Annotated in this window: 12 protein-coding genes; 8 read left to right on the top strand and 4 right to left on the bottom strand. The window is 45.0% G+C overall.

The window, feature by feature from the left end; translation table 11 throughout:
* Positions 1-137: 137 nt before the first annotated feature.
* From Q7T66_RS17605 to Q7T66_RS17580, 6 genes are all read left to right on the top strand, one after another.
* Entirely contained in the window at positions 138-1,025 is an 888-nt protein-coding gene (locus Q7T66_RS17605; protein WP_304934408.1) for a hypothetical protein, read from the top strand.
* Positions 1,022-1,912, top strand: coding sequence for a hypothetical protein (locus Q7T66_RS17600; RefSeq protein WP_304934407.1), 891 nt, complete (start codon positions 1,022-1,024; stop codon positions 1,910-1,912). The genes Q7T66_RS17605 and Q7T66_RS17600 overlap by 4 nt, the downstream gene beginning before the upstream one ends.
* A 383-nt stretch (positions 1,913-2,295) precedes the next feature.
* Complete coding sequence (locus Q7T66_RS17595) at positions 2,296-3,555, top strand: tyrosine-type recombinase/integrase (RefSeq protein ID WP_304934406.1); 1,260 nt, start codon at positions 2,296-2,298, stop codon at positions 3,553-3,555.
* 269 nt (positions 3,556-3,824) lie between these two features.
* The gene (locus Q7T66_RS17590) at positions 3,825-5,249 is read left to right on the top strand and encodes a hybrid sensor histidine kinase/response regulator (RefSeq protein WP_304934405.1); all 1,425 of its coding nucleotides are present in this window, start codon (positions 3,825-3,827) and stop codon (positions 5,247-5,249) included.
* A 103-nt stretch (positions 5,250-5,352) separates the two neighbouring features.
* A complete protein-coding gene (locus Q7T66_RS17585; protein WP_304934404.1) occupies positions 5,353-5,769 on the top strand; it encodes a hypothetical protein in 417 nt (138 codons plus the stop codon).
* Positions 5,769-7,217 (top strand): ATPase domain-containing protein, encoded by a 1,449-nt coding sequence (locus Q7T66_RS17580; RefSeq protein ID WP_304934403.1) that lies wholly within the window; start codon positions 5,769-5,771, stop codon positions 7,215-7,217. The genes Q7T66_RS17585 and Q7T66_RS17580 overlap by 1 nt, the downstream gene beginning before the upstream one ends.
* Positions 7,218-7,429: 212 nt before the next feature.
* On the opposite strand, the gene Q7T66_RS17575 is transcribed toward Q7T66_RS17580, so the two are convergent.
* From Q7T66_RS17575 to Q7T66_RS17565, 3 genes are all read right to left on the bottom strand, one after another.
* Complete coding sequence (locus Q7T66_RS17575) at positions 7,430-8,209, bottom strand: GGDEF domain-containing protein (RefSeq protein ID WP_304934402.1); 780 nt, start codon at positions 8,207-8,209, stop codon at positions 7,430-7,432.
* Between the two features lie 352 nt (positions 8,210-8,561).
* Entirely contained in the window at positions 8,562-9,074 is a 513-nt protein-coding gene (locus Q7T66_RS17570) for a response regulator (protein WP_304934401.1), read from the bottom strand.
* Between the two features lie 261 nt (positions 9,075-9,335).
* Entirely contained in the window at positions 9,336-9,638 is a 303-nt protein-coding gene (locus Q7T66_RS17565) for a DUF1971 domain-containing protein (RefSeq protein WP_304934400.1), read from the bottom strand.
* A gap of 205 nt (positions 9,639-9,843) precedes the next feature.
* Here Q7T66_RS17565 and Q7T66_RS18075 point away from each other — a divergent pair, with 205 nt between their 5' ends.
* Positions 9,844-10,269: a response regulator gene (locus Q7T66_RS18075; protein ID WP_370691665.1), complete on the top strand. Its 426-nt coding sequence runs from the start codon at positions 9,844-9,846 to the stop codon at positions 10,267-10,269.
* A 72-nt stretch (positions 10,270-10,341) separates the two neighbouring features.
* Positions 10,342-10,545 (top strand): hypothetical protein, encoded by a 204-nt coding sequence (locus Q7T66_RS17560; RefSeq protein WP_304934399.1) that lies wholly within the window; start codon positions 10,342-10,344, stop codon positions 10,543-10,545.
* Between the two features lie 264 nt (positions 10,546-10,809).
* On the opposite strand, the gene Q7T66_RS17555 is transcribed toward Q7T66_RS17560, so the two are convergent.
* Positions 10,810-12,321, bottom strand: coding sequence for a bifunctional diguanylate cyclase/phosphodiesterase (locus Q7T66_RS17555; RefSeq protein WP_304934398.1), 1,512 nt, complete (start codon positions 12,319-12,321; stop codon positions 10,810-10,812).
* Positions 12,322-12,336: the final 15 nt, after the last annotated feature.

The following is a 12,336-nucleotide window of genomic DNA, read 5'->3' as shown; positions in this document are numbered from 1 at the left end:
ATATATATTTCAACATTTAACATTGGCATCGTTAAAACCCCATATTCATGGGATGTTCAAAACATAGTCGTAATTGCATTCTCCGCAGTTAATAAATTGTTGATCAATTTTGAAAATTCACCACCTAAAGGCAATGCATGCCGCAATCCGCGAATTCAATAATTAGCTCTACCTCAAATGATCTACTAAGAACTCCTGCCAAACATATAATTATCAAAATTCGTGATACGGGATATCTGAGCTTTATAAATTGGGTTAGTGCACACGATGAGCATCGTGGTTTTGTTCATATTGCCAATTTTCATCACCCCGAACATGGTTCTTGCGATGCTTACGTTAAATTATACGAAACAGATGTCGGAAAAAGTTTAGCCAATGAAATCACCGCGTATCTTTGTGCTCATGCTCTTAGCATCACGCAACCCAAACATGCTTTCATTGCAAATATTCCGCTTGATCGAATAAAAAATCCTCCTGGTTGGATCAAGCGGCTAAGTAAAACTCACAAAACATATCCCGCATTTTGCACTACCCGTTTGGACGGACATAGTGCGGCATTACGATTACCGTTCGAAAGCGATTTAAAGCATATAGTCGATGATGTTGCTAAATGGCCGGAGCTGGAACGTGCAGTTACCTTAGATGAAAATCTTGCCAGCACTGATAGGCATTTGAACAATCTAATTAGATTAGCGCCAAAAAAATATGCGCTGATTGATGGGGGACGTCTTGCTAACGACGAAGATGGTTGTTGGACCATTTCAACACTAAATGCATTAAATCTGTATCGGAACCGTCTTTCCGAAAGAGTATGGGACCATAAACCTAAACAGCAATGTATCGACAAGATGATAGACTCCGCATCCACACATAGCGTACTTCTTGAACAAGTTGCTGAAGAGCTTCGTTATTGGTGGTCTCAGCTATTGACCCCAGAAGACAGTGTGCAATTCGATAAATTTCTTAATGATCGAACTTCTAATCTTGGATTACTCGTCCGCAAACGCTATGGGATGCTCGTATGACAGAACTTATGCTAAACACCTTATTTCAAGATGCTCCGGAGACAATTATCTCGAACGTCAAAGGCAAATGGTTTCCAATTCGATTAACCCCTGACATTGCCACAGGAGAGTTATTTAATGTCGGAATTGGTTTCATAGAAGATGGGAAACGCAAAAATAGATTACATGTAAAAATGCTATCGTCAGCTCGTGGCTTCAAATGTATGTACGGAACGGTGGGGCTTGAGAACTTCACATTTCTTCTGACCATTGTCGGTGAACAGCTGAGACAATCACAAAAAGTTGAATGTTCTTCCGAACAAATTTCTTTCGGATCACAATCCTATGCTAGCGGAGAAAGCACTGAGGCTATATTAGGTCGACTTTTTGAAACTATGGTCCCGTTAAGCCGTCATTGCGAGGACGAACAAGCCATTAGTGGATCACCCGGAACTGTTTCTAGTGAAGATGCAAGGTCTAGCGTTTTTACGCAACTTTATCAACGCGCTCCGGTGTTCGCAGCAGATATTATTAGAAATGCTCCATTGCGAATAAAAACGCATGGCGGCCGCGAAATAAAATTAGATGTGCCACTGCGGAAACCAAATAGGTTCGGGACTATTGCAAGTGCCTTTTACAGGCAGGATGTTTACATTTCAAATAATCTAAATACCGCAATGCGGGATATGCTGATTGCGCAAGAACATGCCGAAGAAGACCGCGATGTTGGCGGAATTTTTATATTGCGAGCCCCTACTGATGGACGTTATTTCACGGAATCATTGCAACGATGGATAGATGAGGAAATTGAGCAAGTTAGAGAGAGTCTCTACAGCAGAAATATACTTGTCCGTGAAGCAGTTGGTATACCTGCAATCTGCCAAGAAATACAGAACTGGGCAAATTAATTCCATAAATTGATATTTCGAGTTCTTTGAATTCGAAATACATTCTGACCATATTGAGCTAAATTTCACATCAGCCTAACTCGACAGAAAATCCAAGTATCAAGTACATCATCCCCTGTCATTGCGCTCCAAGTAGTTGAAGCATATGAACATTCGGCTCATTCACTTTTCTCTGTCCTTATAAAAGTCCGCTTGCGCGGGCTTTTATATTTTTCTGGCGGAGAAAGGGGCCGCCTGAATGCTTTCTAAAGAAATACAACCAATCATAAACAGACCAGTTTTTCGCCAGGGATGGCATCATTCTGTTTCTAAATTAATCTAATCATGCCTAATCACATCTACCGCTTTATGATGGGCTAGATGATGGGCTGGAAATACCCTCTATGCTGACAGAAAAATTAGCACGTACGTTGACGTTGGGCGATAAACCCATCTTTGATGGCAAGGTAACGGGTCTGATACTTTCACCCAGCAAGTCCGGATGCAAATGGATATTACGATTTACTAGTCCGACATCGAAAAAACGCCGGGATGCAGGTCTAGGAACATATCCTGCCGTGTCTATTTCTGAAGCGCGTGTCAAAGCCATGACAATGAGAGGAATGATAGATAACGGAATTGATCCGATCGAAGCTCGTAATAACGATCGCCAAGCGGCAGAACATTCGTTTGAAGCTCTAACATTTCAGAAAGCGGCTCGTCTTGTGCATCAAGAGCTAAGTCCTGGGTGGAAAAATGAGAAGCATGTAGCGCAATGGATAAGTACATTAGAAACATATGTATTCCCAAAGCTGGGCAACAAAAAACTTGAAGCAATCACTCCAGCGGACTGCGCAGAAGCATTAAGATCCATTTGGCTATCCAAAGTAGAAACCGCTAGTCGTACACGACAGCGAATGCATACTGTTATGCAGTGGGCTTGGGCCCACGGTTACATAACTGCCAATCCACTTTCAGTAATTGATCATCTTCTTCCTAAACAAACTAATCGCCCTGAACATCAGCCTGCTATGCCATGGCGTTCAATACCGAATTTTACGAAAGAGCATCTCACTGACATTAAAATTGGCGACGGTACTAGAGGGGCTTTACTATTTGCCATTTTGACAGCAGCGCGCAGTGGTGAGGTACGGAATGCGGAGTGGGCAGAAATTGATTTTTCACTTCGTGTCTGGACTGTTCCTGCAGCTCGTATGAAGACGGGTATTCCTCATCGAGTGCCCCTAGCTCAAAACGTAATTGACCTGCTTGTGGTGATGAAAAGCCATAGCTACATACATACACCTCTAATATTTCCTTCACCTCGCGGGAAGGTGTTGAGTGATATGACACTTACGGCCTTCCTCCGGCGCACTCAAGCAGAGAGCGATATCACCGGAAGACCCGCTACCGCACACGGATTTAGATCAAGTTTTAGAGATTGGGCCAGCGAAAATGGTTACGCTAGAGATCTGGCGGAAAGAGCTCTGTCTCACACGGTATCCAATAAAGTCGAAGCTGCGTACCACAGAACGGATTTATTAGAACAAAGGCGTCCTATGATGGACAAATGGGCTTGTTACGTAATGAACATCACTGAGCCTCAAGCAAAATCAAATAAGAAGAGTATGGCGATCTTTTTCAAGTCGCCAAAACTAAAATAGACCCACAATTCAACTTCCGTTTAGGTCGAAATCGCACAGTGAAATGTCCGCTTCCCAAAGCAGACATTCGACTTTTGCTAAGCGTAACAAGGTAACTTGCTGAAATGCATCTTCATCAAGAAATCCGCATTAAACCGTAAATCCATCCTCTCTCGCGCTAGAACAATATGACTAAGAATTAAAGATAACAATTCAAGAGGAATAAGAGTATGTTGGGGCACAACAATAGCTTCCGATCTGACATTTGACAGATCAAGCAATACAACCGAATGCTTGCTCTCATTATGACGGATGGAACTCAAGCTAAAATCATCAACGTAGCCTCCACCGGCGGTAGTGACGACGCGCTACCCTCACAAGAAGCAGACCAATTCCGGCAGACGATCGCTGATTTATTATTGCGTGTAGATTACGAAGCCGAGCAACTTCGCAATAAGACTGCCGACCTCTTGACGCGGGTCGATGAACTCGATGCCGTAACGCAAAGTAAGTATCTTCTGGAAGCTTTAGTCCTGCAATTACGTGAAGCAAATCAGCATCTCGTTCTGGCCACCTTCGGTGCACAAGATCTTCAAGCCAAGGCTGAGTCCGCAAATCTCCGTCAAGAAGAATTTTTATCAATGCTCGCGCATGAACTGCGCAATCCACTGGCACCGATTGCGATGGCTGCGGACTTGCTGGGCAAGATTTCGGAAGCGCATCCGATGCTGCCAAAGCTTTACGGCATCATTAGTCGTCAAGTGGGACATATGGCTCATCTTGTGGATGACCTATTAGATGCATCGCGGGTCACGACCGGCAACATCACATTACAAAGGCGTTCGCTCGAGCTATCAGAAATTATTGATAGTGCTGTGGAAACCAGCCAGCCGTTCATCGATAAACGTAATCAGAAATTAAGTATTCGTCTTCCAGTTCAGCCGGTCATAGTCAATGGCGATCTGGTCCGGCTATCGCAGGCTTTTACAAATTTGCTAATCAATGCGACCAAATTTACCGCAGTAGAAGAAAGCATTGATATATCTGTAGAAGCGTTGGCAGATACCTTCAAGGTAACGATCAAGGACAATGGTGTGGGTATTGCTCCAGATATTCAACCTTTTATTTTTGATCTATTCACACAAGGGCCACATTCGTTAGATCGTTCGCAAGGTGGTCTCGGCATTGGCTTGTCGCTGGTCCGTACCGTCGTAACCATGCATGGCGGAACTATTAGTGTTTATAGCGAAGGGCTGGGATTCGGCAGCGAATTTATTGTCGAATTACCGATTTCTACCGAATTGATAACGGGCGACAATAATGATCCAATCAGCATTGATCCAGTATATGGCCGTCGCATATTGGTCATCGAGGACAATCTTAGTTCTCATGAAATATTGAGCGAGTTATTGGCCATACAAGGTCATGTGGTTACATCGGCTTTTGATGGGACATCTGGACTCTCAATGGCGCAGGAAAATATTTACGACATCATCGTGTGCGACATCGGCTTGCCCGGGATCGATGGTTATGAAGTCATCAAACAGCTGCGTCTGAATAAACTCAAAGCGATGCCGCTTTGTATCGCAATCAGCGGTTACAGCCAGCAGAAAAATCGAACCAATGCAGAGCGTGCAAGCTTTGATCACTATCTGGTCAAGCCGGTTGCCATCGCTACCTTGGCTAATCTTATTTCACCTAAATTTATTCAGTAGGGCTCTGTTTATTCAGATCAAATTCAGAGATGTATTTGAGTTTGATTGGTGCTGACACATTGACCCATCGTTCTTGTCGTTGTACCGCGATCACAATTAATCTATGACAACAATCCGCCCGCAACGGGATCAAATGATAAAAAGAGCCGTCATGCAACGGCCTGAAGCAGTAATTGAAACTTCCATACAACTATGGGAAAAGCTGGCTCGTGAGCTAATTTCTATCATAGGTGAAGGTGGCTTCCATTCGCTTTATAAAAGAAGCCTGCACCTTACCGGCGCAACTTTCCCATGGATGGCGCCCGATTCCACACTGCCGCAAAACAGTTCCGATTTTGTGGATCTCAAAAAATGTCTTGCAGGACAAGATGCTGCAAACGCCGGTGAAGCAAGTGCTGCTTTGCTAATTATTTTTATCGACATACTAGCCTTGTTAATTGGCGAGCTTTTGACATCCAGTATTTTACGTTCGGCCTGGGGTGATGACGCTTTGGATACAGTTGTGAAGGAACTTCCATAATGAGTAACAAAGTAACCATACGCCGCTTGGCAACAGGCGTACCTGGTTTGGACGATCTGCTGGGTGGTGGTCTTCCGGAATTTTCATTCAATCTTTTGGCGGGTACACCGGGCAGTGGAAAAACCACGCTCGCACATCAGATCATGTTTTCGTTGGCCAATCCTGATCGTCGTGCGCTGTTCTTTACCGTGCTAGGTGAGTCGCCCATCAAGATGTTGCGTTACCAGCAGCAATTTCCCTTTTTCGAGATTGATAAGCTCAATAGCTCAATCAAGTTCGTCAATCTTGCGGCAGATCTGCTGGATGGGAACTTTGATCGTGTCTTGGCGCGCATTGCGCAGGAAGTAGAAATTTTTTCGCCTAGTCTGGTTTTCGTCGATTCATTTCGCTCAGTTGCGCAATCTGCAAAAGCCAAAGAGCCAGGTGTCTCTGGTCTGGAACATTTCGTACAGCAATTGGGTATGCAGATGACGAGTTGGCAGGCGACGACTTTTTTGATTGGTGAATATCTGGCTCCTGAAGCGGAATCCAGCCCGGTCTTCACTGTTGCCGATGGCATTATCTGGATGTCCCAACTGGTTCATCGCGATGCGATGGTGCGCAAGATACAAGTCGTCAAGATGCGCGGACAAGCACAGAGTCCCGGTGTGCATACATTTCGCATCAACGATGATGGCGTCGAAGTTTTCCCGCGTGCACTGGTGAAATCCAGTACAACAGGTGATATCAAAATTTCAGGTGATAAGCGTTTGTCAGTAGGCGTCCCAGCGTTGGATGAAATGATGGGCGGCGGACTACCGGCTGGTTATTCCTTGTTACTGGTTGGTCCTTCTGGCTCAGGTAAAACTGTACTGGCAACGCAGTTCCTCGCAGAAGGTGTGCATGCCGGTGAGCCTGGTGTTATTGCCGCGTTTGAGAAGAGTCCGAATCAACTCCTCAGTCACAAATTGACCACGCTAGTCGAAAGCGGCCAAGTTGGTGTGATCGATACGCGCACACTTGATTTGTCTATAGATGAAATTCTGCATGATCTGGTTGCGATGATTACACGCATGAAGGCCAAGCGCGTCGTGATAGATTCCCTATCTGGTTTCGAGTTAGCGTTAGCATCCGTATTTCGTGAAGATTTCCGCGAGGCGCTTTACCGACTTGTTGCTGTGTTGACCGGTATGGGTGTTACCGTGTTGATGACGGCAGAACTGGAAGATCAATACACTGCCTTGCGTTTCAGTTCGCATGGCAATGCTTTTCTTGCTGATGCAATTATCATGCAACGTTATGTCGAAATTACTGGGCAATTCAAGCGCGTGATCTCTGTGGTGAAGGTACGGGCCAGTGCGCATAGCAAAGACATTCGCTTCTTCGATATTGATGGAGACAATCTCACCATTGGTGAACCCTTAACAGATTACCAGGGAATTTTATCTGGTGATGTTAAGAAGATTTAGCTCAGCCAAACCTAGTGGACTTGCGGCGGATGCAATACATACTTGTATAGGTCGGAAATATACTATCTCGATAGAGTCCTCCCCAAGAGAGAATTGATACCTATGTCGGTTTTTGGCCCATAGCAAACCTACTACTTTCATTATCAAAAACACGGGATCCACGGCAAGCGTTCTATTTCAGAAAACGTGAATATTGATGAATTCCCTTGGTTTTATTCAAGCCCGGCAGTAGAAGCGTTATGTATGTCTGGGTTGAAAATCTCATATTGGTTAGGTCCTCGCTGCTTGGCGTAGTACATCGCAATGTCTGCACAATGGATTAATGTTTGTGTATCTTCCCCATGCTCTGGAAAGACACTCACGCCAATAGCAGAGCCGATACATATATTGGTTTCCGCAATGAGGTAAGAAGCGGAAATGATCTGCTGTATTTCTTTAATCGTTCGGCACAAACTGTCTTTGTCCCCAATATTGGAAAGCAACAGAATGAATTCATCACCGCCCTGCCGGCTGGCAGTATCACTGCTACGAATAGCGTTTTGAAGGCGCGCAGCGACAGATTGCAGAAGCTTGTCGCCCATTCCATGTCCATAGGAATCATTAACCGCCTTAAACTTGTCGAGATCCAAAAACAACACTGCCAGTCTGCTTTTATCACGTTTTGCCAGCAGGATCGCTTGGCCAATCCGGTCATTTAGCTGCATACGGTTGGGCAGTTCAGTCAAAAAATCATGGTTAGCCAAATGTATCATTTGTGCGCTCGACTTCTCCAGATTCTCGGCGATGGTCTGACATTTGATTGAGGCGATTATCAAGTTCTCATTTGCTTGAACCAGTTGCTGGTTGAAGCTATCGGTTGTCAATTTTTCGTGGGTATTCTCACTGTTATCGTTTTTTGACGATTCGCTCGTTCGTGTCTCAGCGTCCAGAGTTTTTTCAGTCAACAAATCACGTCGGTCAGAAATCCCGGAACAGCGTCGGTCGATAGTCATGGCAGTCCAATTACTGAGTTAATTTGCGGATTATTACTCTTTGATTGACGAACGTTTCTCTGAAGACTGCTCGCATTGTCTAAAGTCCCAGCCTTAAATTTATTTTGAAGATGAATTGCCATTTTTTACAATTAGCTAAAACAAAAATCAAGGCAAGGCATGTTCGTATTGGTTGGAAGTCAACTATCAATGTTATTTTTTACCTTTGCGTATCATCGCGAAACCCAAATAAGCTGATTATTTTTCGTCGTGGTAGCTTGCTTTTGCACTAAAGCAGGCATTCAGTAGGCATAACGGCATCCAATAAGATCCCGACTGTAAAGGTTTAGATATATACATTTAGTGAACACCGCTAAACAGCGATCTGATCTGTTAACGCATCAAATGACCAGTGGCGGCCTAAATATGGAGGATGACTTGGATCGTCGGCCCAACATTGAATTTGTTGAAGCGCTTGCTCAATCTGAAGAGACTTGTCGAAATAGGCGTCGGCACCAAGTGCGGCGGTCATCTTACGATAATGATCGGACTTGTTTGATAGCATCGCGATTAATGGCAACGATCCAGGCGGGGTCGAAACCCCGTTTTTTAAACGGCGAAGAACATTAATCCCATTGCCTGTGCGCAGGGAGATATCGAGGAGTACCAAATCAGGTGTTAAATCCTGAATAAGATTTAACGCCCCCTCTTCACTGTCAGCGTGACCGACTACACAAACATTTGTCAGGTTTGCAAGCAGATCGCAGAGTTGCTCCTTTATGGAAGCGGAGTCTTCAATTAGAACGACATTCATGAATTCTTTCGATTTATCAAGTGTCTTCACCGTAACACCAAGCGACAAATCAAAACGACTACATGCTGCCATCATTAGTCTTAATCGAATGTAGGACAAGCTGCGCCAACCCAAATCGAATCTGAATGAGCTCCTACTCGGTTCTTACAACTCGTTCGGTTTGATTATAAACATTGCTTTTAGCCCAAAGCGGACATGGCTCAGGTTCAATTACCGGACATCTTGATAGGGCATCAGGGGGCTTGCCGATAAATTCTGCTAGCTGTCCTCAGTAACGTCGCGAACGATAAGGTGAGCAGCAACGCCAGATAAAGCCAAAGATATTTGTAATGCTCAGGGGTTCTGTTCTTCTGTTGACGGGAGATGATCGTAGAACTCGACACGCATGCGCATATCACCCATCGTCTCAACATGATGGCGCTGTTCTGGTAAAACGAGACCTGAGCAAACACGTGTCAGAATTTGAATGTCACCCGTACCTTCTATGACATAGCAGACGCTGCCTTCAAGTACACGAATGACACCCCACGTACCGACTTTAGTTTGATGCGATGTCTGAAGCTTTTTAGGGAGAGTGCTCTGATCAAAGACCGGCGTCGCTTTGTAGTAATTAACTATCGCTGCATCTTTTTGCATAATGGCTCCTAAGCGTCTCGACTCACCATAGCAGGCATTGCCCTTGAGATGCGTAAAGAATACTTACGACATGTCTGGTCGAGTTGGTAGATCGCATTTCATGTGTGCGTCGTGGAACTATATGTCTGTTTCTGGCCCGTATCAGACGGCAACGATGAACCGTCGTCAACTTGTGTGATGGTAGGCAATGTGAATTACTTAACCGATCTGCGAATTTGTCTGTGCTGTAATCGCGCATTATCGATATCGGACGCTAATTACGAAATGCACGATACTCGTTGTTGACGACGAAGTTGATATTCTTGCCATCTTAGAAGATGTGCTTACCCTGCATGGCTTCAATGTTGTAACAGCCAATTCGGTCAAGAAGGCACAATCGCAGCTTGAGACAAACAAAATTGACTTGATCATCTCGGACGTCATGATGCCGGATACGAGAGGGACAGAATTCCGACAGTTTGTACAAAATGATTCCCGGTATCACTCAATTCCATTCGTTTTCATGACTGGATTTACACCGGTATCCGACCCACTTACAGGATACATATTAGGTAAGCCTTTCGACTTTGAAAGGCTGATGGGCATTATCGATAAAGCGTTGGAAAATACTAGGTGCGAGTGGGATAAGTAGCCATAGCAACTAAAGAAATGATGTCAGTAGCGGTCGAATTGCTGCATCAAAATAATAAGCAGAGAGATTGAAATGGAAAACTACTTGGTATCGTTCTACAAAGAAGGAGGCAATAAACCTCTACATCAAGTCTTGGTAAAGGGTGAGAACGATCTATCAGTCCTTAAAGCTGCAAAGGATCACTTTGAAGCGAAGAAAACGCCGCCTGAAGAGATGGCAAGTTATACCGTTACCTCGCACGGTCAAGACACCATCGACGGTTTTGAAGTGATCTAATAACAAATCTTGTAGGCAGAACCGAATACAGCCCTCAGATTTTTCAATCAAAAAACCGATAGCTCTTGATATCCCCGCGTTTCAACGATTGGTATCGAGCGTCCGCTTTTGGCCGTTAGCAGACGTGTGCTTCCGACCCAAAGCGGACATCCAAACGTCGTCAATTAGCAAAATGGGCGTTAGACGCTGGCGCGCTTGGTGACCAAGTCTTTGAAGAAAATATTTTGAACATCCGTGTTGTTCGCGAGCATTTTGGTGCACTTATTATATTGAAGGCAAGTTCCAGGATGGTGCTTTTAACATCATCCCGATCGCGTCCGCAGAAATAGGGGGACTGTATAAGTAGCCTTGTATTTCGTCGCAATGGTGCCGACGCAAATATTTTAGTTGTGCTTCCGTTTCCACGCCTTCGGCAACTACCTTCAGCTTCAAAATATGCGCGAGAGAAATGATCGCTTCTACGATGGCGGCGCCATCTTCGCTGGCAATGTCGTCAACGAAAGAACGATCGATTTTCAACACATCAATTGGAAAACGAGTCAGATAACTCAAACTAGAGTAACCGGTACCAAAGTCGTCGATTGAGATGCTAATGCCCATATTGTTCAACTCACGCAGTACCAAGATAGCGGCATCTGCGTTTTGCATGATCATGCTTTCAGTAAGCTCAAGATCGAGATAAATGGCATCAAGATCCGAGTCCCGCAGAGCCTGCTCTACCATTCTTGCCAGATTCTTCTCTCTGAATTGGCGTGCGGACAAATTGACTGATACGGTGATACTTGGCAAATGCGCCAATTGCCATGCTCTGTTTTGTGCGCAAGCGGTTCGCAGTACCCATTCTCCAATCGGCACGATCAGACCAATTTCCTCCGCGAGTGGAATAAACTCTGCCGGCGATATGATTGAGTCTTCATGTTTCCAGCGCACTAGGGCCTCTACACCGACAATTGTGCCATTATGCAAATTGACTTTAGGTTGATAATGCAAAAAAAATTCATCTCGATCCAGTGCATGTCGCAGCTTCGATTGCAGGGTCAGACGGTTCGTGATTTTGCGATTCAATTCGGGCGTGTAAAACTGGAAGTTGTTTCGCCCCTCCTCCTTCGCACGATACATTGCCGCATCAGCATTTTTTAAAAGCGTCGTAGCGTCCTCGCCATCGATCGGAAAAATACTGAAGCCAATACTGCAGGTAACCTCCAGTTCATTACCGTCAATCATGATTGGCGCCGAGATCGACTCAAGTAGCTTTGGCATAATCAGCGAGATAATCAATTCGTCAGCGTGATCGATTACGAGCACGAACTCATCTCCTCCTTGCCGTGCGACAGTGTCGCCTTCACGCAGACATGCCAGCAGCCGGTGCGCAATGGTTTTGAGCATTTGATCGCCAATATGATGGCCGAGACTGTCGTTAATAAATTTAAATTGATCTAGGTCGATGAAGGCAACAGCTACCCGATGACCGTAACGTTCTGCACTGATCAAGGCCTGCTGCAGTCGATCTTGTAAACGATGTCGGTTTGCCAGGCCAGTCAACGCGTCGTAGTTGGCTTGATAATCGAGTCTAGCTTCATATTGCTTATGCTGTTCCATGTCCTCAAGCGTGTTTTTAAGCGAGAAGACTTTGTGGCCATCTTCATCGCTCACAACCAGTGCGTCAACACAACCGCCACGCAGCGCATCCAGCGTATCTTCCGCCTCTTTAAGACGAGCACGCAGTTCTTCAATATCATTGATATCGGAGACAGATAGGCGGTCTGAATGGTTCATTTTGATCCGCAAAGT

The organism is Herminiimonas sp. (assembly GCF_030655415.1).
The sequence above is the reverse complement of the archived record's forward strand: the minus strand, read 5'-3'. Positions and strand labels throughout refer to the sequence as shown.

What these genes read in the sequence shown, in the direction of transcription:
- Q7T66_RS17590 (WP_304934405.1), top strand. Translation starts at nt 3,825, where the DNA reads ATGCTTGCTCTCATTATGACGGATGGAACTCAAGCTAAAATCATCAAC.
- Q7T66_RS17600 (WP_304934407.1), top strand. Translation starts at nt 1,022, where the DNA reads ATGACAGAACTTATGCTAAACACCTTATTTCAAGATGCTCCGGAGACA.
- Q7T66_RS17575 (WP_304934402.1), bottom strand. Translation starts at nt 8,209, where the DNA reads ATGACTATCGACCGACGCTGTTCCGGGATTTCTGACCGACGTGATTTG.
- Q7T66_RS17555 (WP_304934398.1), bottom strand. Translation starts at nt 12,321, where the DNA reads ATGAACCATTCAGACCGCCTATCTGTCTCCGATATCAATGATATTGAA.
- Q7T66_RS17560 (WP_304934399.1), top strand. Translation starts at nt 10,342, where the DNA reads ATGGAAAACTACTTGGTATCGTTCTACAAAGAAGGAGGCAATAAACCT.
- Q7T66_RS17585 (WP_304934404.1), top strand. Translation starts at nt 5,353, where the DNA reads ATGACAACAATCCGCCCGCAACGGGATCAAATGATAAAAAGAGCCGTC.
- Q7T66_RS17565 (WP_304934400.1), bottom strand. Translation starts at nt 9,638, where the DNA reads ATGCAAAAAGATGCAGCGATAGTTAATTACTACAAAGCGACGCCGGTC.
- Q7T66_RS17605 (WP_304934408.1), top strand. Translation starts at nt 138, where the DNA reads ATGCCGCAATCCGCGAATTCAATAATTAGCTCTACCTCAAATGATCTA.
- Q7T66_RS17595 (WP_304934406.1), top strand. Translation starts at nt 2,296, where the DNA reads ATGCTGACAGAAAAATTAGCACGTACGTTGACGTTGGGCGATAAACCC.
- Q7T66_RS17570 (WP_304934401.1), bottom strand. Translation starts at nt 9,074, where the DNA reads ATGGCAGCATGTAGTCGTTTTGATTTGTCGCTTGGTGTTACGGTGAAG.
- Q7T66_RS17580 (WP_304934403.1), top strand. Translation starts at nt 5,769, where the DNA reads ATGAGTAACAAAGTAACCATACGCCGCTTGGCAACAGGCGTACCTGGT.